Origin of the sequence: Flexilinea flocculi (assembly GCF_001192795.1) — a bacterium.
GTDB classification, from domain to species: Bacteria; Chloroflexota; Anaerolineae; order Anaerolineales; family Anaerolineaceae; genus Flexilinea; species Flexilinea flocculi.
In genome coordinates, this window is the sequence record NZ_DF968181.1 from 1,232,603 (window position 1) to 1,254,299 (window position 21,697).

General features: G+C 39.3%; 19 protein-coding genes. 15 read left to right on the forward strand and 4 right to left on the reverse strand.

Annotated elements, in window-relative coordinates; translation table 11 throughout:
• The first annotated feature begins 232 nt into the window (after positions 1–232).
• From ATC1_RS10220 to ATC1_RS10230, 3 genes are read left to right on the forward strand one after another with little or no spacing between them, the layout of a single operon-like run.
• The gene (locus ATC1_RS10220) at positions 233–2,221 is read left to right on the forward strand and encodes an oxygen-binding di-iron domain-containing protein (protein ID WP_062281410.1); all 1,989 of its coding nucleotides are present in this window, start codon (positions 233–235) and stop codon (positions 2,219–2,221) included.
• Positions 2,212–5,097, forward strand: a complete 2,886-nt coding sequence (locus tag ATC1_RS14625) for a glycosyltransferase (protein ID WP_082174747.1) — start codon at positions 2,212–2,214, stop codon at positions 5,095–5,097. Before ATC1_RS10220 ends, ATC1_RS14625 begins: the two co-directional genes overlap by 10 nt.
• A 3-nt stretch (positions 5,098–5,100) precedes the next feature.
• Positions 5,101–7,974 carry a hypothetical protein gene (locus ATC1_RS10230; RefSeq protein ID WP_062281413.1) on the forward strand — a complete coding sequence of 958 codons (2,874 nt, stop codon included), beginning with the start codon at positions 5,101–5,103 and terminating at the stop codon, positions 7,972–7,974.
• A gap of 184 nt (positions 7,975–8,158) precedes the next feature.
• On the opposite strand, the gene ATC1_RS10235 is transcribed toward ATC1_RS10230, so the two are convergent.
• Complete coding sequence (locus ATC1_RS10235; RefSeq protein ID WP_062281416.1) at positions 8,159–8,731, reverse strand: ferritin-like domain-containing protein; 573 nt, start codon at positions 8,729–8,731, stop codon at positions 8,159–8,161.
• A 622-nt stretch (positions 8,732–9,353) separates the two neighbouring features.
• Between ATC1_RS10235 and ATC1_RS10245 the strand changes: the two genes are divergently transcribed.
• The 11 genes from ATC1_RS10245 to ATC1_RS10295 all read left to right on the forward strand — a co-directional run bounded on the left by ATC1_RS10245 (position 9,354) and on the right by ATC1_RS10295 (position 15,878).
• On the forward strand, positions 9,354–9,626 hold the full coding sequence (locus ATC1_RS10245) for a DUF5320 domain-containing protein (RefSeq protein ID WP_062281423.1): 273 nt from the start codon (positions 9,354–9,356) through the stop codon (positions 9,624–9,626).
• Between the two features lie 65 nt (positions 9,627–9,691).
• On the forward strand, positions 9,692–10,078 hold the full coding sequence (locus tag ATC1_RS10250) for a DUF134 domain-containing protein (protein ID WP_062281426.1): 387 nt from the start codon (positions 9,692–9,694) through the stop codon (positions 10,076–10,078).
• 20 nt (positions 10,079–10,098) lie between these two features.
• The gene (locus tag ATC1_RS10255; protein WP_062281429.1) at positions 10,099–10,470 is read left to right on the forward strand and encodes a NifB/NifX family molybdenum-iron cluster-binding protein; all 372 of its coding nucleotides are present in this window, start codon (positions 10,099–10,101) and stop codon (positions 10,468–10,470) included.
• Positions 10,470–11,327: a nucleotide-binding protein gene (locus ATC1_RS10260; protein ID WP_062281432.1), complete on the forward strand. Its 858-nt coding sequence runs from the start codon at positions 10,470–10,472 to the stop codon at positions 11,325–11,327. Before ATC1_RS10255 ends, ATC1_RS10260 begins: the two co-directional genes overlap by 1 nt.
• On the forward strand, positions 11,305–12,195 hold the full coding sequence (locus ATC1_RS10265; protein ID WP_062281437.1) for an ATP-binding protein: 891 nt from the start codon (positions 11,305–11,307) through the stop codon (positions 12,193–12,195). Before ATC1_RS10260 ends, ATC1_RS10265 begins: the two co-directional genes overlap by 23 nt.
• Complete coding sequence (locus ATC1_RS10270; protein WP_062281440.1) at positions 12,185–13,009, forward strand: MBL fold metallo-hydrolase; 825 nt, start codon at positions 12,185–12,187, stop codon at positions 13,007–13,009. The genes ATC1_RS10265 and ATC1_RS10270 overlap by 11 nt, the downstream gene beginning before the upstream one ends.
• A 20-nt stretch (positions 13,010–13,029) precedes the next feature.
• Positions 13,030–13,893 carry an Mrp/NBP35 family ATP-binding protein gene (locus tag ATC1_RS10275; protein WP_062281443.1) on the forward strand — a complete coding sequence of 288 codons (864 nt, stop codon included), beginning with the start codon at positions 13,030–13,032 and terminating at the stop codon, positions 13,891–13,893.
• A complete protein-coding gene (locus tag ATC1_RS10280; protein WP_062281447.1) occupies positions 13,868–14,227 on the forward strand; it encodes a NifB/NifX family molybdenum-iron cluster-binding protein in 360 nt (119 codons plus the stop codon). The genes ATC1_RS10275 and ATC1_RS10280 overlap by 26 nt, the downstream gene beginning before the upstream one ends.
• A 178-nt stretch (positions 14,228–14,405) precedes the next feature.
• Positions 14,406–14,873 carry a rubredoxin-like domain-containing protein gene (locus ATC1_RS10285; protein WP_062281450.1) on the forward strand — a complete coding sequence of 156 codons (468 nt, stop codon included), beginning with the start codon at positions 14,406–14,408 and terminating at the stop codon, positions 14,871–14,873.
• Positions 14,873–15,352: a 4Fe-4S dicluster domain-containing protein gene (locus tag ATC1_RS10290; RefSeq protein WP_062281454.1), complete on the forward strand. Its 480-nt coding sequence runs from the start codon at positions 14,873–14,875 to the stop codon at positions 15,350–15,352. The genes ATC1_RS10285 and ATC1_RS10290 overlap by 1 nt, the downstream gene beginning before the upstream one ends.
• Before the next feature lie 31 nt (positions 15,353–15,383).
• Positions 15,384–15,878: a rubrerythrin family protein gene (locus tag ATC1_RS10295; protein WP_062281457.1), complete on the forward strand. Its 495-nt coding sequence runs from the start codon at positions 15,384–15,386 to the stop codon at positions 15,876–15,878.
• Between the two features lie 496 nt (positions 15,879–16,374).
• Here ATC1_RS10295 and ATC1_RS10300 read toward each other — a convergent pair whose 3' ends face one another.
• The 3 genes from ATC1_RS10300 to ATC1_RS10310 all read right to left on the reverse strand — a co-directional run bounded on the left by ATC1_RS10300 (position 16,375) and on the right by ATC1_RS10310 (position 20,794).
• On the reverse strand, positions 16,375–17,433 hold the full coding sequence (locus tag ATC1_RS10300; RefSeq protein ID WP_062281460.1) for an MFS transporter: 1,059 nt from the start codon (positions 17,431–17,433) through the stop codon (positions 16,375–16,377).
• Positions 17,430–17,972 (reverse strand): ArsR/SmtB family transcription factor, encoded by a 543-nt coding sequence (locus ATC1_RS10305; protein WP_062281465.1) that lies wholly within the window; start codon positions 17,970–17,972, stop codon positions 17,430–17,432. Before ATC1_RS10305 ends, ATC1_RS10300 begins: the two co-directional genes overlap by 4 nt.
• Positions 17,973–18,313: 341 nt before the next feature.
• Positions 18,314–20,794, reverse strand: coding sequence for an FAD-dependent oxidoreductase (locus ATC1_RS10310; protein ID WP_062284086.1), 2,481 nt, complete (start codon positions 20,792–20,794; stop codon positions 18,314–18,316).
• Positions 20,795–21,355: 561 nt separating this feature from the next.
• Here ATC1_RS10310 and ATC1_RS10315 point away from each other — a divergent pair.
• Complete coding sequence (locus ATC1_RS10315; RefSeq protein ID WP_062281467.1) at positions 21,356–21,694, forward strand: hypothetical protein; 339 nt, start codon at positions 21,356–21,358, stop codon at positions 21,692–21,694.
• Positions 21,695–21,697 lie beyond the last annotated feature (3 nt).

A 21,697-nucleotide genomic window follows, 5' to 3' on the forward strand; every position in this document is an offset into this window, starting at 1 on the left:
GAGGATTCTTAGCAATTGTGATGGTTTTTCGCTTCGCGTAAAACCATCACAACTGCTACTTTCCTTTGTTTATTCGAAAATTAATCCTTATTTCGAATTGATGCGTTTAGTATAATTTAATTGCTGCATAAAAAGAGATATTATTGATTTAAAAATTTACTTTCTGCAGATAGTTTTTTCCGGATATTTATCAATCAGTGATATAAAAAATTCCTTCAATGGAGGCGCGACTATGAGCTATGTAGAAGTTGGGGATAAGATTTACATTATTGGTGACCCGATTGCACAGGAAGGACTAAATTGCAATCCTTATTTATTGATTGATGAAGGAGAAGGAATTCTAATTGATCCTGGTTCCGTTCTTGATTTTCCCATTGTCCTGGAAAATTTGAAACAATTAATTGATATCAGAAAAATATCTCACGTGATTCTGCATCATCAGGATCCGGATTTTTGTTCAGCAGTTCCATTGCTGGAAAAAGAAGGATTAAATGCGCAAGTTGTGACAACCTGGAAATGTCAGACACTGGTTAAATATTATGGTATTCAGATGCCTTATTATTTGATTGAAGAACATGAAATGCAGCTTCGCTTAAAATCAGGCCGCATTCTTTCTTTTATTCTGACACCTTATTTGCACTTTGCTGGTGCATTTGTGACATACGATATGAAAACCCGAAGTTTGTTTTCCAGTGACCTATTTGGATCTTTCAGTTATAACCCGACCTTGTATGCTGATGACCATTATATGGATAAAATGCTTTCTTTTCATGAGCATTACATGCCATCCAATGCCGTTTTACGGCCTGTCATGGAACTAATTTCCTTATATCAAATTGAAACGATTTTTCCGCAGCATGGCTCGATCATAAGAGAGCAGGTTTATCAATACATCGAGGCATTAAAAACTCTGGAATGCGGTTCTTTTTTGACACCTGTGAAAAAGAATCTGATGCAGTCGGGTGGGTTTACGATGATTTTCAATGAAGTATATAAACGGATGATTTCAATTTTCCCATCAGAAGATGTAAATGAAATATTTGATACGATTGATGGATTGGAATTTAACGAACAAAAAGTGATTACCGGTTATCGACAGGATTGGAATTTATTATGGAATTCAATATTCAATCACGTTCAATCGATTAAAGGGATGGTGTGGTTAGGAGTTCTTTTCCCGTTTGTTGAGAATTTGTGCGCAGTATTTGATCTGCAGCTGCCGGAAGTTTTTAGTAAGTCTCTTAATGAAATATTAAATGAAAATGATAAATTGAAACAGGTCAACATTTCTCTCGATCAAACGATTAAAGCGACAAATAACAAATTGCTGAGATGCCCCATCACCGGTTTATATAATGAGACCTTTTTTCATTCTTTGTTGTTGAATGAATTCGGAAACGAAGACTGGCGGGAGATAGGAATTCTGGCTTTAATTGGTATCGATGATTTTGCAGATTATATAATCCGATTCGGTAATCAGGAGGAACAAATTGTTCTGAACAATCTGGCTTATTTACTGAAAGAAAATTTTGGAGAAAATGCGGTTTATCGAATGGATTTGCCTGATTTTGCACTTTATCTAAAGGGATTAACCAGACAGGAAGTTGTTGAAAGATTAGAAAAGATTCGAGTGAAAGTAAATAAAGGCGATTATTTCCTTGGAAAAATTACAATTTCAGCCGGTGTTGCGTTTCCTTCCGAGATTGATCTGAATTCGAATTCAAGTGAAATTGCTGCCAACCAATATGAGAATCTGGCATTTGAGCGCCTGCGGACCGCACAATTAACCGGAAAGAACAAGATTTGTTCTGAAGGCGAAAAAGGGATTCAGACTGTCCGCAAAGGGAAAATACTGATTGCGGATACGGATATTACGAATGTGACGCTATTAAAAACCTATTTTGAAGAAGCCGATTTGGAAGTAATGACAACTGATAATGGGATTGAAGCGAAAGAAATGGCTATCGCGAATTTACCGGATGTGATTGTATCAGAAGTTATTCTTCATCGACTGGATGGATTCAGTCTGAGGGAAGAACTTTTGAACAATTCAACAACAAAAGACATCAAAACGGTTTTCCTCTCTTTCAAGAAAGATGAGACCAGTGTGAAGCGCGCGATACAAATGGGTGTGACCCATTATCTCAGCAAACCGTTTCTTCTGGCAGAGTTGCTTGGAATTGTCGAATCCTTAGTTCAGGATGGGAAAAAATGGAATTGAATATCCTGATCCTGATCATCATCGTTTTATTTTATATCTTGTTTCTGCTGATTGCAAGGATATTATTAAATAAATTTTCAACTTTAAATGAAATTTTCATCAGAAACAATCGAAGGTTGTCAAGAATTCTATCGATTGTCAATCATTCTTATGAAATTAATTTGGAATCGATAAAAGCACTAAAAGATTTAAAACAGAATTTAATTTTATCTTCAGAAGAAGATGCCGAGCGTAAGAAAAAAATCTATCAAATTGAAAAACAGGAAATCCGAAAGCTGCAGAGTAAAAATGTCGTGAGACGGAAAGAAGCTGCAGCAAATCTTGGGATTATCGGCGATTCTGATGCCAGAGCAGGACTCGAACAGGCGTTATTAAAAGAAAAGGATTATTCTGTAAAAGTATATCTGGTTAATGCTCTAACCGAAATTCGTCAAAAAGACTCACTGCCATTCTTAATCCAGGATTTATTGGACAGTACGAAATGGTATCGGACAAAATTGATCTCCAATATTTTAGAGTTTGGTTATCAGTTTAATGATTTCTTTATCGAGATGAAGGATACAAGACGTTTGGAATGGATTGAATTGATGATCCATTACGCTGGTATTGTATATACGGATGAAACGAAGAAATACTTGTTTGATTTTGTAGATCGCTTTGATTCGATACAAGAAGAAGTTCGATTATTTTTACAGAATAATAAGCAATTGCTCAGAAAATACAAAATTGAATACGTTGAAGACGATATGAAAATTCTGCTGGAAAAAGCATGCAGATTACTTTCGGATACGTATTCTTCCGATTTCGGCAAAGAACCTTATACAAGTCATATCAACCGGACGATACGCTTGAATGCTTATTGGGCGATTTCGAAGAATCCAAGTGTTGAAAACCTGCAATTTTTGTTGTCCCATATCTCTGATGATCTGTTTGAAAACCAGATCATCACGATGTTGTCCAAAATGCTCGAATCAAATCCTCGTCTGATTTACATTGTGGAAGATGCCTTTGAAGCAGAGAATGAAAAGGCAGTCCGAAGTCGGATTGCAAATGTTCTATCCAACCAGATCGAATACTATGTATTACAACTTCTGACAAAAAAGTATTCAAGAGCAAAAGCAATTCTCGGACAAATTATCCAGAACAATCAAGTTAATGAATTGATCGGTTTTATCAATTTAAATAAAAATCTTGATCTGGAAAACAGTCTTGCAGAGCTGGTTAAAGAAAATGTCGATCCGGATAGCGAGACAGGAAATGAATTAAGAATTTATTTAAAGAAGACTTTTCTATCCAAATGTGGATTCATTCCGATTGAACCGGAACAATCCGTAAAGATTGAAAAAAAAGATCCTAACTTGATTAAAGCTGTTGCAGTTACAATATTTATTTCGTTTTTATTAATTCCGATAATCTTTTTAATTCGGCATCGGAATGAGCTTGGATCTGTCAGTTGGATTAATCTCCTTACTGATTATGTTATCGAATTTAATAAAGGTTTGATATATTATTCTCTTGTTTATTCACTTTTCAATCTATTATTGATTTTCTTTTCAATCCAAAATGTTAAGACCCAGGCACGGTTGTGGAATTACAAAAACTATTCTATGCTGTTCCGGAAGAAGATGATTCCTTCGATTTCAATTATCGCTCCGGCTTTTAATGAATCAAAATCAATTGTATCCAGTGTGAAATCATTATTGAATTTAAAGTATCCTGATTATGAATTAATTGTCGTGAATGATGGCAGCAAAGATGAAACGCTTAACAATCTAATTGAAGCGTTCCAACTTGTGCGAACTAATTACCGTTTTAAAACCAGTCTGGTGACCGCTCCGATTAGAGGGATTTACCGTAATGATTCTTTACCGAATCTGATCGTAATCGACAAAAGCAACAGCGGGAAAGCCGATTCTTTAAACGCCGGGATCAACGTGTCCAGAAATGAATATTTTTGCTGCATCGATTCCGATTCATTATTGGAGTCTGATTCTCTTTTAAAATTAGCTTCACTGACTTTGGATGAAAGCCGTGAAACACCGGCGCTTGGCGGGAATATCCTGCCGATTAATAGCTGTAAAGTAAACAATGGTCAAATCTATGAAATCCATGCGCCGAAAAATGTAATTGCCAGATTTCAAGCGGTCGAGTATATCCGCGCTTTCATGATTGGTCGGCTTGGATGGCAGCAAATCAACAGCATGATGATCATATCCGGCGCTTTCGGATTATTTCGCAAAGATCGGATTATTGGTATCGGCGGTTATCTGACATCGAAGGGCCAATATCAGAAAGACACCGTCGGTGAAGATATGGAACTGGTGGTACGCATTGGACGGATGCTGCGGGAAATGAAACAAAAATTTGTCATCCTTTATGCATACAACGCAAATTGTTGGACAGAAGTACCGGAGGATTTAAAGAGTTTGAAAAACCAGCGCTATCGATGGCAGCGTGGGCTGGTAGATATTTTGTATTTCCATCGGAAAATTCTATTTAATAAAACATATGGACAGATCGGGTTTATTGCCATGCCCTATTATTTGATTTTCGAGATGGTAGGTCCGCAATTTGAAATACAAGGGTATTTCTTAGTTATCGTCAGTATCTTGTTGGGAATTTTGAATGCGGAATTTGCTTTGTTGTTATTCATTTCTGTAATTCTGTTGGGCATGATCAATTCAATCATATCTTTGTTGATTATTGAACGTGAGGAATCTTATTTTTCCATTCGAGATTTAATAAGACTGATCTGGATTGCTTTGATCGAAAATTTTGGTCCTCGGCAATGGATCAGTCTATGGCGAGTCTTGGGACAGATAAAAATGATTTTTCGATCTGGCGGCTGGGGCAGCATTCAGCGGAAGGGAATTTGATCGATGCGCCGGTATAAATTCTTCTATTACGTGACGTATCTAATTGTATGGATTGTTACAGGAGCGATTCTGTTTTTTATCGGTTATCCGATTTGGAATTTTTATCACAAGGAGTCCAGTCCAGTAAGGATTGCTGACTCGGGTAATTTGCAGGAGAAGTCAGCTTTTCAATGGATAAAACGCTTTCAAAAAATTGATCCGGATATTGAAAATCCGGATCAATCAGAAATCATCATTTTCAACGATCGCGATGATTTCAATTCAGCGAGAATTCAAAATTTGTTTGGAAAGATCGGGATTATTAATGCACTTTATTATCAAATTTCCGATTCGGACGATAACCTTGAAAGAATTAATTACCTGACCAATATCAATTATTCTGGTTATTACGGCTCCGTATTCCAAAAACTGAATGACCGAAAATCAATCCCTGAGAAACTCATCGCTCTCTACGAGGAAAATACGGGCTTGCCCTGGAACTTTTATGGAGAAGGGATCATTATTACCAATAATCAGCAAGTTCTGGTACTTCAAAAAGGCACTGATTACCAGGGATCAATCTTGCTGAAAATGAATGATTTGAAGATAAATTTCTATGGAATTTTTGAAATCACCAGTTCAAACGAAACTTCAAGAGGCACTTTTTCTATAGATCTATTGCCCAATGGTAAAAAAATGTTTTCTGAAGCTGGAATACCATCTGAATTTCCGGCGTCCTATGAAATCCGGCGTAATGCTTATGAGATTTATTACTTTGCAGGAAATTTCAGTTCCTTTCAAATTAAAGTACCTTTCCAGTATGATCTGATTACAAAATTGATGCAACACAAGATATTTTATTCAAAATATCAAAATGAAGAGGTTTTTTGGCGTTGGTATTATCCTTTCATCGACCAAATCATTTCTTCAACTGGCGCAAAAATAAAATCCGATGAAAAACTGATTCCACGATATCCGATGGAGAAAAACCATGTTTTTTCTGCTGCTGGTCAGGAAATTTATATCACCAGTAAAACGACGAAATCCAAATTTTTCATAAAAGGCGTGAATATCGGTCCGGCATTGCCAGGTAAATTCTTTACAGAATTTCCTGAGGACAAAAACGTCTACCTAAAATGGTTCCAGCAAATCTCAGATTTAAACTTGAATACAATCCGCGTTTACACGCTGCTTCCGCCTGCATTTTATCAGGCGTTATATCAATTTAATTGGAATAACCCAATGCCGCTATTTCTGCTGCAGGAAATTTGGCCGGAAGAACATCCTGTGAATTCAGATTATCTGAATCAGGAATACAATAGAACCTACCATCAGGAAATTGAATACACTGTCGGAGCGATTCATGGAAATATTCAAATTCCTGAGCGCCAGTTTCGCTCATATGGTTTCTATACGTATGACGTTTCGCCCTATTTGATCGGATATCTTGTAGGACGAGAAATGGAACCGAATGAGGTCATTGAAACAGATCGCTTGAATGCCGGTTATCAGTTCCAGGGAAATTATTTTTATACTCGCGCGGAAACCACTCCGACCGAAGCATGGCTGGCTGCTTCATGCGATTACGCTGCAATGCTGGAAGACACACTTTATCAAAATCATCCGTTGCTGGCGATTGTAAGCTGGCCGACATTGGATCCGATGAGCCATGATACAGAATGGAATGAAGCCGGTGATAAAATGCTGCAAAACAATGACAAGGCAGTTGTCGATATCAATCACATCGGTGTTCATGAAGAGAACGTTGCCGGATTTTTTGGAGCCTATCATATTTATCCGAATTATCCGGACTTCATGAATAACGAACCTGCTTATGCAAATTACATGGATGCTCAAGGATCTTTTCGATATGGAGGGTATTTACAAGAGTTTATGCAGCAGCATACCAGCTACCCTGCGGTTGTGGCAGAATATGGAATTTCAACCAGTTCTGCTACCGCTCATTTTAATCCGGATGGTTACCATCATGGCGGATTAACGGAAAAAGAACAAGCAGAGGGCATCATTCGTATGACCGAAGCTATTGTGAATGAAGGATATTCGGGAGCGATCATCTTTGAATGGATGGATGAGTGGGCTAAGAAAACCTGGACGACAGAATTTTATATGATTCCTTATGAAAGGCATGTCCTGTGGCATAATGTGTTGGATCCGGAGCAAAATTATGGTCTCTTAAGTTTTGATGCAGCAGAATCTGTAATGGAGACGATCTATAGCGGAAGAACGGACCAAAATGCAGAACAAATTGTTCGGATGGGACAGAATGAAGCGTACCTGGAAATTGAGTTGGAAGGTTTTTCGAAGAATGATTCTGATGAAATCGCTTCCATTGCAATTAATACCTTCCCGAAGGAGAGACCTGTTTGGCAATACCTCCTCAAGCTTAGTGGAAATCCGGAATTGCTTGTGAATCCTGGTTATCAATGGCTGAATGGAAATTATTTGGCATCCCCGCATCCATTTTCGGAATACAAGCAGATGATTCAATTAACCAATAGTCAGAATATCTCAAAACAGGGCAAAATAACCTCTGAAAAGACACAAAACTTGAGCTCATTAAAAACCGGTCCTTTTATTAACAATGAAAATCAAATTTTTATCGATGAAAAAAGGATTCGGATTCGTATTCCGTATGGGCTTTTGGGAATATCCGATCCGTCTTCCAGACAGATTTTACTGGATGGAAAGCGCTTCATTCCTACATCAAGTGACCAAATCGCTACACAGGAAGTTGATGCTATCACCGTGCGGATTATAAGGCCGAATAAACCGGACATCATTACTGAATATCCGTTGAAAAACTGGGAAATTCCGAAATATACCGAACGGCTTAAAGAAAGCTTTCAACCTTTGTCGGAATACTTTGGAAATTTGTAAAGTAACTTTTAGAGTACAGTAATTCGAGATATAGACTTGCTATTTGAATCAATCGGGAAAAACATATTGTTATGACGGTTTTGCGCTTCGCCCAAAACCGTCATAACAATTAAGAATCCTACCTATATATCGAATCGCTGGCAGACCGGCTTTCTCGGATAGGGGTTTTACTTCCTGAATTGTGCTAATTGCACTTTTCAAATGCCGGAAGATGGTTGTTCAACGAAGCATTCTTCAGATTATTGAAAACGCGGATGATATCGGAATGCTCTATCGAAGGAAGCAATTCGTCATATAATGCGGCATCCGCTAATTCGGCATCCACCCCAGCCTGGCAGGCATCTTCCAGATTATCAAAAACCGGTTCGGATGATAACCCCGTATTTTCTGGAACGGTCAAGTTATATTTTTCAGCCTGTCTGATTAATGCATCGATATGTTTCAGCTCGGATTGCATGATGTTTTGGAACGGTTTTCCATCAAAATAATTTTCCGTAATATATTGGTAGAGATTATACGCGCCATATTCTTCTAAAATCGCTTCCTGAAGAAAATTTTCCTCTGTTTCTGAAAGCGGTTCTTGCGTGGAAGCTGTGTTTCTGCCGCGTAAGTCATTCTGGCTTTGAGAAATATTTTGCGCGTTTCTTTGTTCCAATGCTGAAGCTGCGACGGGCAGCGAGGGTACAAGCAGTATCAGACCGAGGAGCGCAAACCATATGTTTTTCTTTATATTTTTTAATAGAGTAATGTTTTTCATCTTATTTTCCTTATACAATTTATTCTTTTTTCAATCTATATATGAATCATATCGATTCTTTGTGAAAAGCTATTGAAGAATTTGTGAAAAATTTGTGAATTATCAATTTGCCACGTCACTGGCCACTATCAGCATCACCTGACATAGCAGTTTTGTACCCTGTTATAAAGTTTGTAGCCGGGGGATGTGATTCCTCATGTAGCATGAGATTGCTTCGTCTCTACGGGACTCGCAATGACAACTTCACCCCTGTATGGCTCGCATGGCAATCTGTCATTGCGAGGAGGGCATAAGCCCGACAAAGCAATCTTAAGCTTTTTAGAGAAAAAACGACCTGCTATACAGGGTGAGAAAAGAAGATTTAGCCAAAAAGAAGAGCCTCCAATGCTTACTTGGATACAGGTAATAATCATATAACATATAAACAGCGAAAGAAAACATTAAAGAAAATTGCTCTAGCGAAAACAGAGGAAGAGCACGGTTGTCGGCTCATTAAGGCGCCATTAGGCGTAGTATGTGGTTTTTTTACTAATCCACATAAAAAAGTTATTGACATATGTCAAAAACAATGTATAATAAAAAATAATAAATGACATATGTCAATAACTGAAAGGAGGTAAAAATGCCGAACAGAGATGGAACTGGACCGATGGGCAGTGGACCTAAAACCGGAAGGGGCTTGGGCATATGTTCCGCAGCGCGAGCGCTGAAATTTGGCGCGGGAGCTGCCTTAGGATTAGGCCTTGGTTACAGGTATGGATTTGGATCGCGGTTTTTTAGAAATCGAAGCACACAACAACCGGTTTCCAAAGCGGAGAAAGAAGTTCTTGAGGAACAAAAAACCATTCTTCAGTCCCGCCTGGCTGAAATCAATGACCAATTGGAAAAAATGTAAAAGGATGGAACATTTCCGGAGGACGCTCCGGATTATCTAATCTTTGGATAAAGAGGGTGAATGATATGCCAAGACCGATGAAATGGAGAACCGTTTGCTGTTTGCCTCGGAGCACTCGGTTTGGGCCTTTGGATGCTTCATATGATTCAGAAAATTTTGTTACGATGACAGTCGATGAGTATGAGACAATTCGATTAATCGATTTAGAGGGAATGACTCAAGAAGAATGTGCGGAACAGATGAATATTGCTCGAACGACCGTTCAGGGAATCTATACCGAAGCACGGAAGAAAATTGCTGAGTCATTGGTAAACGGCAAGGTTCTTTTTATCAATGGCGGTGAATACCGTCTTTGTGAAGGATTTGGAAAACATTGCGAAGGTGGTGGATGCCGCCGGCGCTGGTGTGCCAGGAACGCAAATGAAGATAACGATTTCGTGACAAATATGTAGTAATGAAAAAAAGGAGAAAAATGATCATAGCAATTCCAGTTGATAAGAATGAAGAAAATACAACCGTCTGCATGTCTTTTGGACGGGCACCATATTTTATGTTTGTTGATTCCGAATCAGGTCGATCTGAATTTGCAGAAAATGATGCAGCAGAAAGTCAAGGCGGTGCAGGAATTAAAGCGGCGCAATTCATTGTCGATCATAAAGCGAATGTATTACTGACTCCGCGATGTGGTGAAAACGCAGCCGAAGTCATTCAAGCGGCAGGAATCATAGTGTATCGAACAAACGGAAATTCAGTAAAGGAAAACATAGCTGACCTGAAAGATCATAAACTGACGCTGTTGGAAGAATTTCACGCCGGATTTCATGGTCATCGGAGTAATTCTTGATGAAAATTGCTGTGCTCAGTGGCAAAGGGGGCACCGGTAAAACGCTGGTTGCGGTAAATATTGCGGCAGTTGCCGAAAAAGCGGTTTATGTAGATTGTGATGTCGAAGAGCCGAACGGCTATTTATTTTTTACTCCGGAATTATTTGATCGAAAAGAAGTCTCAGTCTTGATTCCCGTAATTGATCGAAGTATTTGCACTCTTTGCCGGAAATGTATCGATTTTTGTAATTTTAATGCGCTCGCTTGCATTGCAAATCGAATGATTCTGTTTGAAGAAGTGTGCCATTCGTGCGGGGGGTGCCGGATTGTTTGTCCCGTAAGTGCGATTACCGAAAAAGAAAAGGTGATCGGTCATATCGAAAATGGAGTTTCAAAAAACGTAATTGTTAAGACTGGGATTTTAAATGTCGGTGAAACATCAGGAATTCCAATTATTCGAGAACTCATGAATGAAAATGAGAATGACCAGAGAATATCAGTGTTCGATTGCCCTCCCGGCAGCGCTTGCGCTGTTATGGAGAGTATCCGTGATGCTGATTATTGTATTTTAGTTGCTGAGCCGACAATTTTTGGGATTCATAATCTCAATTTGGTTTTTGAATTAGTGAAACAATTCCATAAACCCCATGGCGTTATATTGAATAAATGCTTAGAAGGTGAAAACCTGGCAGAACAGTTTTGTGCTGAAAATCATATCAGAATTCTTGGACGAATTCCATTCCATCAGGAGATTGGGATGATGAGCTCAAAAGGGCTGATATTAGTTCGAGAAAATGAAACACATCGCAAATTCTTTGTCAATCTATTAAATAAAGTGATTGAGGTTATTCAGAATGAAACAATTACTTGTCCTTAGCGGAAAAGGCGGTACGGGAAAAACTACTGTCGCAAGCGCTTTGATTAAGTTAATGAAGGCAAGTGTTTTTGCGGACTGTGATGTGGATGCGCCCAACTTGCATTTAGTGATGCAGATGAACAGCCAACCACAACGGTCAGATTATATCGGGCTGCCCAAAGCTTTTATTCATGAAGATCAATGTATTCAATGCGGTGCGTGCGCAGAAAATTGCAGATTCCATGCGATTCGTTTTGATTCAGTTTTTAAAGTGTTACCTTATGCGTGTGAAGGTTGCGGTGTCTGCAAGGCAGTTTGTCCTGTTGATGCCATAACCTTGGAATATATTTCGGATGGTGAACTTCTTTTGTATCAGGATTTTGACAGGATATTTTCTACCGCACAGTTAAAAATGGGAAGCGGAACAACCGGTTTGCTGGTTTCAAAGGTTAAAAAACAAATGATTCAATTTGCTGCAAATGATTCAGTGGCAATTATTGATGGCTCTCCTGGAATTGGATGTCCGGTTATCGCATCCATCAGTGGAGTTGATTTCGTCTTAATTGTCGCAGAACCATCCATATCCGGTATCAGTGATATGAAACGCATTGTTAAAACCGCAGAAAAATTTCAGACGAAGTTGATGATTTGTATTAACAGATATGATTCAAGTATTGAGAAAACAGAAGAAATCGAAAATTACTGTATGGAAAACAAACTCCCATATGCCGGACGAATACCCTATGATGAACAAGCTGTGAAATTGATCAATCAGGGAAAAACAATTGTGGACGTTGATTGTAATTCCGGAAGGGCGCTGCGAAAAATATTTGTCAAAGTAATGGCTTTTCTAAACGAAAATAACAGGATTGAGAAATATGAAAATTAGGACTTTATCAGAAAACACATCGATTTCCGAGAGTATCGGACATGAGCACGGATTGAGTCTGTATATTGAAACCGAAAAACATAAACTTCTGTTTGATACAGGTGGCAGTGATTTATTTGCACAAAACGCGCAAAAAATGGGAGCCGAATTAGAAGAAATCGATACCGTAGTTATCTCTCATGGTCATTATGATCATGGCGGAGGATTAAGAGCCTTTTTAGAATTAAATAAGAAAGCTGAAATTTTCCTCCAGGAAAAGGCATTCGATGAGCATTTTGCAAACAGTACAAACGGTGTTAAGAAATATATCGGATTAGATATGAATTTGCTCCCAAATGAACGCTTCCATTTTGTCAATGATGAGCTTCAGATTGACGAGGAATTGTATCTGTATTCTCAAGTCAAGGGCGATAAGTTTATTCCTTCCGGTAATCAGGATTTATTCATGATAAAAAATCAGGAGCTTATGCCAGATGATTTTTCGCATGAACAGAATTTAGTCATTAATGAGGCTGGAAAACACGTTTTATTTGCCGGTTGTGCTCATAGAGGCATTGTCAACATTCTGGAACATCTTATTTACAAAAATAATATCGAACCGGATGTCGTGATTGGTGGATTTCATCTTTACAACCGTGCTTCGGATCAAAGTGAAAATTTGGAACTTGTTGAAAATATCGCAGAAGCCTTATTGGCGCATAAAGCAAAATTTTATACTTGTCATTGTACTGGAATAAGCTCGTATCGTGTATTAAAGTCGAGAATGAATGATCGATTGGATTATTTATCTGCTGGAAGTGAAATTCAAATCTGAATGAAAAGGAGAAGAAATGAATGAGTGAAAATTGCAATCAAGCGTGTCAGAGCTGTAGTGAGAATTGTACTGAAAGAAAAGAAGAACAAACGGATTTTTCTGCAGCATTGAACGTGATGAGCAGTGTGGGAAAAGTTGTAGGAGTGGTGAGCGGAAAAGGTGGCGTTGGCAAATCCCTTGTAACTTCCTTATTGGCAGTGGCGATGAATCGAAAAAGTTATCGTTCTGCGATTCTTGATGCGGATATGACAGGGCCATCGATTCCGAAAGCTTTTGGCATCAATGGAAAAGCTGCGGGAAATGAATGGGGATTATTGCCTTCAAAAAGTAAAACCGGCATTGAAGTCATGTCGATCAATCTGCTGCTTGAAAATGAAACGGATCCTGTCGTGTGGCGCGGACCGATTATTGGAAACACAGTCAAACAGTTTTGGACCGAGGTAATCTGGAGTGATGTGGATTACATGTTTATTGATATGCCGCCAGGTACCGGCGATGTTCCCTTGACTGTATTTCAATCGATACCTGTTGATGGAATCATTGTCGTCACATCCCCGCAGGAACTGGTTTCCATGGTTGTGACAAAAGCAGTGAAGATGGCTGAAATGATGAATATCCCAATTCTCGGATTGGTTGAAAATATGTCATTTTTCAAATGTCCTGATAACGGAAAAGAATATCAACTGTTTGGTGAAAGCCACATAGAACAGATCGCAGAGAAACATCATTTGCATACCCTTGCCAAAATTCCGATTGATCCGAAACTGGCAGCGGCTTGTGACAATGGCACAATTGAAGATTTTCAGGAAAATTGGATGGATCCTGTCGTATCAATACTTGAAAAAATGGAGAAAAAGAATGGTAAAAATCGCAGTAGCAAGTGAAAATGACAAAGTAACCGAACACTTCGGACATTGTTTAAATTTTAATATATATGAGGCTGAGAATGGCCAAATTATAAAAAGTGAATCGATTCCCAATCCGGGTCATAAACCGGGATTTCTGCCAAATTTTTTGCATGATCTGGGAGTAAATGTCATCATCTCTGGCGGTATGGGCGAAGGAGCAATTAATATTTTTAATGCACATCAGATTGAAGTGATTGTGGGAGCGACTGGAATGGCTAAAGACGCCGCTGCAGCATACATCGCCGGCACATTAAAGTCAACAGGGTCCATTTGCCATGAACACCAGCACCAAGGCAGTTGCGGTGGATAATAATTTCAGATATGATGATATTAAGAATCTACTGTTGAATTAAGTAATTCCGAAGATTACTTTCTTGGTGAATGGTCGAATCGGTGTAAGTGATTTTCTGGATTTTCTTTTCAGGATCCACAGCTTTTCGTGTTTGAATAATTTTATAAATTTCCGAATTCAAGAATGGAGGAAAAACATGGATGATATGCATGAATTGTCCGTTGAATCATTAAGTGCCCTTTGTTCAAATCTTGCAAAAGCCTGTTCGAAACAACTGCGAACAGAAGAAGCTTCTTTATTTGATCAACTGGCCAGTTATTACAAGAGCAAGAGCAAGCTTCCTGAAGGAAAACAATTTACGGATTACAGCGCACTTGTCTTAAAAGAATTAAACAAGGATTATGCAGAAATCTCGCAACAGGCTGCAGCTGATGGCGATCGCGGCTCTCTTAGAGCTTTAACCTGGGGCGAAAAAGTCTCAAAAATTTTAAAATCCTTATTGGATCGGTATGAAAAGCAAAAAGATTCTTTGCTCGAAAACACCAATGTTTTTGTATGTGAGATTTGCGGATTTATTTATATCGGGAATTTACCGCCAGAAATTTGTCCGATCTGTAAAGTGCCTGGTTTCAAGATGATGAAAATTCAGAAGGAGAGTGTGTGATGCATGCAGCAAGAAATATTCGATTGTGCACGAAAGATTGCGTATGTCTTTTTGTATGTCCGACAGGCGCAACCGACACTGAAACAGGACAGATCGATTTTGAAAAATGTCTGGATGGATGCCGGTTATGTGTGGATGCATGCCCATCCCATGCTATTTATCTTGTCAATGATAACTATGCTTCTCCACAGATAAAAGGTCAGAAAACCAAAGCGATGTTGCTGAAGATGGCGGAAAATAAAGCAGAACAAGAAAAAATTGCGGCTGGAATTGCGCGAGAAGCAAAAAGTCCGGAAGTTCGTCAATTAGCCAAAGCGTTGGAAGTTTCAAGCAGAATCAGTACCGAAGACTGTCTGCGGGAAGCCGGATATATGCTTCCTCAAGGTGCCGAAGTCAAGCAATTACTGCGCGCTTTGCTCAATTCACCGCATGAAGATTTGCCGAAAGAAACGATTCAGCGCTTGCTGGATCTGCTATAACCATTAAATTTTAATAAAGGAGAACAGGAAGATGAGCGGACAAAAAACACATGAAAACCTGATGGCTGCATTCGCAGGTGAATCACAAGCAAATCGGAAATATCTGGCTTATGCAAAAAAAGCTGAAAGTGAAGGAAAGGCTAATGCAGCGAAATTATTCAGAGTCGCTGCGGATGCTGAAACTTTACATGCACACAAAGAGCTGGAATTAGCCGGAAAAATCTTGACAACGCAAGAGAACTTGCAGGATGCCATCATGGGCGAAACACATGAATATGAGAGCATGTATCCGGAATTTCTGGAGGAGGCAAATCGTGAAGAAAACAAGGCTGCAGCCCGGATCTTTACGTTTGCCATGAAAGCCGAAGAAGTTCATGCAAAGCTCTATACAGAAGCTCTTGAAAATATTGATGAAACGGAAGAGGTTTTCTATTATCTTTGTCCAGTATGCGGCAATATAGAAAAAGTTCGCCCGGACAAGTGCGTAATTTGCGGTGTTTCTGGCGACAAATTTATCAAGTATTAATCGATTTTTTGAGTGATGATCGTCAATCTGAAAGGAACAAACAAATACTATATTTTGTTTTTATACATAGCAAAATCGTGTAATGTTTGATTTTGAACTCCATGTTTTAAAAATTCCGTTTTAAAACCGATATAGATTTGAGATTCGTTGTTCCAATTAAATAAGCCGATCGTTCTTGATAGCGTTGCGTGTTATAAAGTTCATATTTAAACAGGTTGTTTTTTGAGAAGTGACATTGATTCAATCATGTCACTTCTTTTTTTTGATTCGGCTTTAATGCCGGACGGTAGTATTTTAAAATAATTGTTATAGGTATTGATTTTCAGAATCATACACCCGCTTTTTGATCATGCAGATTTGTCAAACCCTTTTCATTCCAATTTACCTTTGTTCAGCGTCAATAATACAAATGCTGTTAAGGCAATGATGGCTGTCAAGCTGCCCATCACTAAAAATATGCCGGATATTTCTATAGAAAGAATCAATACGGTGCATATTATCGAACTGAGTACCCCGCCATTTGTGAAAAAAGGCTGGCTACAGAAAGCATGGATGCACGGGCTTCACTGGCTGTCAAGCTGTTAAGCAGTGTCTGCTCCGGAACATTGGCAATTCCAAGGATTGTCTGGGCTAGCACATAACCAAGCATAAATCCGATTGCAGTGTTTTGGATCGCAATCATGCAGAGTGCAAATCCCAACAGCACTACAAAAAGCAAGTAGAAGCGCCAACGACGTACCTGTTCAGACATTTTAATATGTCCGGTAAGAAAGCTGCCGAGCATGGTTCCACCATATCCACACGCACAGAGGACGCCTAACAAATAATGCTGCTTCAATGAAATATATGTTGTAAACTGTGGCTGCCAATAGGTCTCCAGCGCAAACAATGTTATGCTGGATCCAAATATACAGAACATGATGATTCGTAATTGTTTTTTATTTATCAGTTCTGTTATCATCATATTTGTCTGCGCCATCAATGTTTTCTGCATTCCCTTTGAAATCGGCGTTTCTTTGAGAAAAACAGCGCTGAGTATCGCAACTGCCAGCAAAACAATCAATCGAACAATTACATGCAGAAAGTAACCATTTATATTCGGTAAAAAACCACCGATGAGTGAACCTGCAGCAATGCCAGCGCACTGATATACAAGATTTGTGCTGGTCGCCGCGGTAAGTTCTGCATCTCCGTTGCGCCGTATACAGTCCTCGATGATCAGACTATCCAGACTTCCGGAGAGAAAAGCTCTTCCAAGCCCGAAGAATACTATGCCAACAATCAGCAACAGAACATTTTGAAATAGATATATCAGGATAAAACTGACTGCCACAAAAGCGCAAGACAGAAAAAAAGCATATTTTCTTCCTCGCATATCTGCGTATATACCACTGGGGACTTCTGCAAGAATTACTGTTGCTGAATTTATGCCAATCACGATTGCAAGACTCTGCAAATTACAGCCATGAGAAAGAATAAATAAGCTTAAGACTGGAATAAATAACCCGACTCCAAAGTAACTTAGAAAGATAATAATCTTCTGAATACCGGTCATTGCTTTTCCTTGATGCGATAGTACATCAGCGCATATTCCCAAGGTTCTGTATCTTTGGAGGGCGTGTTTACTTTCTCAAGATACTCATGGATGATGGTCTGCAATTCCTCCGCTTGATTGGATGTGAGATGTGCAACACCTGTCTTTACATCACCGCAACACTTTTCCTGGTTCGGTCTGAAGATGGTTGAGATCGTATTATCCAGCACGTCAGCCACAAGGTTTCGTGACAATGCCACTCGTTCATTTATAAGTGTGTCTTCTTTATCCCCACCAATACGTACAGTTACTCTTGTTGGGGCATAGTATTTTGCAGTTATTCCCCGAATATTCGCGGTATGATCCATATAGACAAGTCCAAGCGATTCCAACTTTTTCAAGTGATACTGGATGGACGAGGCGGAAACACCAAGTTCCAGCGATAAATCCTTCGGTGTTCTTGGCATCTTTGACTTTTCAAGAATACGCAAAAGACTTTGTCTTTGCGGATTCATATAAATATCTAATTGAGCCTTAGTCTGTAAATTGATAATTTCCATGAAGTACGATCCTCCTTGTATTACAGTTACATAAATTGTAACGTTGTATAATATGTACTGTCAATACTCAGCAATTCGAAATGCTGACATAATTCTCAAAATAATCAACAGAACTTGATAAATTTTTTCCAAATTTTGAATCGCTGTTATTATGGTTGCAGCAGGATACAAAAAGCGGTACATGGATTGCAGTCCATATACCGCTTTTTTATCGCATTTCGGATGACAGTTTGGCTACACAATACTCATCTGTTTCCGCCTTGTTGAAAAGTATCTTTCACCGATTCAAAAAACTAATTCGTTTTTAATTTCAAATTTACAAATGTCCGAGCAAAAAATCATCATATGAATAAATTGACGTTTGATTCTTCAGCATCCCCCAAGTAAGATCCGACTCCACCCAGAGTGACGCCTTCTATCAATTCTTCTTCTTTAATTCCCATCAAGTCCATACTCATAGTGCAAGCGACCAATTTTACGCCGGCTTGTTTTGCCTTTTGAATCATGACTTCCAGGGAATCAACGTTCTTGTCATTCATGATTTTCTTGATCATCGCAGTGCCCATACCGCCCATATTCATTTTTGACAGGGTTAATTGTTTGGTTCCACATGGCATCATCAAGCCAAACATGGATTCGATGAAGTTTTTCTTGACGGGTACTCTTTCCGGTTTCCGTAAAATATTCAGCCCCCAGAATGAAAAGAACATCGTAACCGGACGTCCCATCGCAGCTGCTCCGTTGGCGATGATGAAGGAGGCGATGGCTTTATCCATGTCACCGCTGAAAACAATAATCGTCTTTCCCTCATTAGGTTTCAAAGCTTCTGAATTGATAGTATTCTTTTCCTCAGATTTTTTTATGCCTTTGCGAATCAGAGCAACATAATCGGTTCCTTTTTTTTCATTTAAAAGCATCGTGTTCCCGGTTCGTCTGCACCAGGCTTCAATATCTCGAGAAAAACCCGGATCTGAAGCTGAAACCTCCACAATTTTGCCTTCTTCCAAATCTTTCATCGTCTCAAATACTTTCATGATCGGTCCCGGACACTGCAGCCCGGAGCAATCCAGCCGGAATGATACAGCTGGCGTATCATCCGTTTCAGAATGTCCGCTGTCAGCGATGCGGTCATGCGTAACGGGCGGGAGGTCATGTTCTTGATAATGCGTTGCGCGATAGAATCTCATACCGCCAGGAAATATCTTCACATTGGAATAACCTTGTTGCATCAGAATGCGGGCTGCGTTGTAAGCTCTGACACCAATGGCACAAAAGATGATAATCTCTTTCTCCTTATCAAGCTCTGATATTCTCGTCCTAAGCTGTCCAAGCGGAATGTTGATGGATCCCGGGATTGCATAAGCTTGTCTTTCTGCATCTTCCCTGACATCCAGAACAGTTGTCTTTTTCGGGTCGCTTTTCTCAACGGAATCCCAATCTGAAAAGGCAACTCTGCCTTTTAGAACATTTTCTGCAACAAAACCGGCCATATTCACCGGATCCTTTGCAGAAGAATAAGGAGGAGCATAGGCAAATTCCAGGGATTTCAGATCCCAGATGGTTCCGCCGAGGCGAATTGCAGTTCCAATTGTATCAATCCGCTTATCCACGCCATCTTTACCGATAATTTGAGCTCCGAATATCTTATTTCCATCTTTTGAAAACAATAATTTCAATGTCATGGGAACAGCACCCGGATAATATCCGGCGTGTGAATTTTGAACAATGATCAGACTCTCGTAGTCTTGTCCTTTAACCAATCCTCGCTTAATCAGCGTTTTTTCATTCGCACCGGTATTTGCCGCGGTCAAATCGAAAATCTGAATGATGGAAGAACCCTGCGTTCCCAGATAATGATCCTCATCTCCTGCGATATTATTGGCTGCAATGCGACCTTGTTTATTGGCAGGGCCTGCAAGAGGAATCATGGTGCGGCTTTTGTCGATGAAATCTTCTACTTCGATGACATCTCCCACTGCATAAATATTAGGGTCAGAGGTGCGGAGCATATCATCGACTACAATTCCACCTCGAGGGTTAATCTCAAGGCCGGCGTTTTTGGCAAGTTCATTGTTAGGTCTGATACCGATGGAAAGGATAACCAACTGCGTGGATAGTTGCTTTCCGCTTTTCAGATGAATGAGCACAGAATCGTTGTAGTCCTCAAAGGAATCCACACCATCACCTAACTGAAGATGAACACCTTCATGTTCCATTGATTCGTGAATTAATTGAGCCATTTCGTAATCAAAGGGCGTCATCACCTGATTCAGCATTTCAACCAGTGTGACATCGATTTCCCTATGACGAAGATTTTCTGCCATTTCAACACCGATAAAACCTCCGCCTATAACCACAGCATTTGTCACATTATTTTCCTGAATGAACTGGCGGATGTTGTCTGTGTCATGAACTGTCCAGAGAGACAGGATTCTTTTTGATTGAATACCGGGAATTTTCGGGATTACGGGTGATGATCCGGTTGCAAGAACCAGCGTGTCATACTTTTCAAGGGTTACTTCCTGATTTTTGAGGTTCTTGACCGAAATTGTTTTTTCATTTCGATCGATGGCAATAACTTCATGCAGGATATGCACATCAATATTAAACCTGGTTTTCATCGCTTGTGGAGTTTGTAAAAGCAGGGCATCGCGCGATTTGATTATGTTACCAATGTGGTAAGGCAAACCGCAGTTTGCGTAAGAAATATATTCTCCACGTTCGTAGATTGTGATCTCAACCTCTTGATCCAATCTGCGCAGTCTGGCTGCAGTACTGGCCCCTCCGGCAACTCCCCCCACAATAATCACTCTTCTTTTCATTTTCATCCCCCTTCTTTCAGGATATTTCGATTCACAGTTATTGATTTTAACAGAAATTTGGATTTGCAATAAATACCGGTCGTTTGAAAGATGCGAAGGAGTATATGCTTTTGCAGTAAATCGAGATATCGACTTGCTATTTGAATCAATCAGAAATTAATATCACAGCAACAAAAAATCCTCTACATATTTAAAATTACTGAGGCTGAAGTATATTTTTCCCCCCCCCACAAAAAAAGTAATACAACTGCATTTGTTCTCATTTGTCTCTCGAAACATTTTCCAGATTCTAAACCACTGAAAATTTTCGTAAAAATAGTGGATTGTTTATCATAATAATCGACAAATATTTGATAAACACCATTATAATTACTCAGTAACTTTTTTCAATTCTATGAATAAGTGATCAGCGATTCGAAAGATTCTTTCTTATCTCAGATGGATATTACCAACTTTGTATTGCTGATAGCTTATTTATAAACAATTCTTTCAAGAATTTTACGTGCACCTTCGTCGTTTTTTTGACAAAAAAAGGATGTAGACAATAGAGGAGGCAGATCTATGTACATGATATTGTTTGTATTAAATGACCCACAAAAACTTGATATGATCCTGGATAGTTGGAAAAAATCCGGAGTCGGCGGAACAACCATTTATGAAAGTACTGGTGCATTTCGAAAAAGAATGCGCATACCAGGCCGTTTTGCGTATACCACTGAGAATTTGGATGAATACAATGTCACACTCATGTCAGTTGTTCAGAACGAGACCATCGTTCAGAATTGTCTTGCTGAAACCGAAAATGTGGTTGGAGATCTTTCAAATCCTGATACTGGAATCTTTTGCTATTGGGAATTGAATGGGGTAAAGGGATTACACAAGAATTATTCTGCGGAGTAAGCT

What these genes read in the sequence shown, in the direction of transcription:
- ATC1_RS10295 (WP_062281457.1), top strand. Translation starts at nt 15,384, where the DNA reads ATGAGCGGACAAAAAACACATGAAAACCTGATGGCTGCATTCGCAGGT.
- ATC1_RS10230 (WP_062281413.1), top strand. Translation starts at nt 5,101, where the DNA reads ATGCGCCGGTATAAATTCTTCTATTACGTGACGTATCTAATTGTATGG.
- ATC1_RS10285 (WP_062281450.1), top strand. Translation starts at nt 14,406, where the DNA reads ATGGATGATATGCATGAATTGTCCGTTGAATCATTAAGTGCCCTTTGT.
- ATC1_RS10290 (WP_062281454.1), top strand. Translation starts at nt 14,873, where the DNA reads ATGCATGCAGCAAGAAATATTCGATTGTGCACGAAAGATTGCGTATGT.
- ATC1_RS10275 (WP_062281443.1), top strand. Translation starts at nt 13,030, where the DNA reads ATGAGTGAAAATTGCAATCAAGCGTGTCAGAGCTGTAGTGAGAATTGT.
- ATC1_RS10220 (WP_062281410.1), top strand. Translation starts at nt 233, where the DNA reads ATGAGCTATGTAGAAGTTGGGGATAAGATTTACATTATTGGTGACCCG.
- ATC1_RS10255 (WP_062281429.1), top strand. Translation starts at nt 10,099, where the DNA reads ATGATCATAGCAATTCCAGTTGATAAGAATGAAGAAAATACAACCGTC.
- ATC1_RS10270 (WP_062281440.1), top strand. Translation starts at nt 12,185, where the DNA reads ATGAAAATTAGGACTTTATCAGAAAACACATCGATTTCCGAGAGTATC.
- ATC1_RS10260 (WP_062281432.1), top strand. Translation starts at nt 10,470, where the DNA reads ATGAAAATTGCTGTGCTCAGTGGCAAAGGGGGCACCGGTAAAACGCTG.
- ATC1_RS10300 (WP_062281460.1), bottom strand. Translation starts at nt 17,433, where the DNA reads ATGACCGGTATTCAGAAGATTATTATCTTTCTAAGTTACTTTGGAGTC.
- ATC1_RS10315 (WP_062281467.1), top strand. Translation starts at nt 21,356, where the DNA reads ATGTACATGATATTGTTTGTATTAAATGACCCACAAAAACTTGATATG.
- ATC1_RS10310 (WP_062284086.1), bottom strand. Translation starts at nt 20,794, where the DNA reads ATGAAAAGAAGAGTGATTATTGTGGGGGGAGTTGCCGGAGGGGCCAGT.
- ATC1_RS10245 (WP_062281423.1), top strand. Translation starts at nt 9,354, where the DNA reads ATGCCGAACAGAGATGGAACTGGACCGATGGGCAGTGGACCTAAAACC.
- ATC1_RS10305 (WP_062281465.1), bottom strand. Translation starts at nt 17,972, where the DNA reads ATGGAAATTATCAATTTACAGACTAAGGCTCAATTAGATATTTATATG.
- ATC1_RS14625 (WP_082174747.1), top strand. Translation starts at nt 2,212, where the DNA reads ATGGAATTGAATATCCTGATCCTGATCATCATCGTTTTATTTTATATC.
- ATC1_RS10250 (WP_062281426.1), top strand. Translation starts at nt 9,692, where the DNA reads ATGCCAAGACCGATGAAATGGAGAACCGTTTGCTGTTTGCCTCGGAGC.
- ATC1_RS10265 (WP_062281437.1), top strand. Translation starts at nt 11,305, where the DNA reads ATGAAACAATTACTTGTCCTTAGCGGAAAAGGCGGTACGGGAAAAACT.
- ATC1_RS10235 (WP_062281416.1), bottom strand. Translation starts at nt 8,731, where the DNA reads ATGAAAAACATTACTCTATTAAAAAATATAAAGAAAAACATATGGTTT.
- ATC1_RS10280 (WP_062281447.1), top strand. Translation starts at nt 13,868, where the DNA reads ATGGTAAAAATCGCAGTAGCAAGTGAAAATGACAAAGTAACCGAACAC.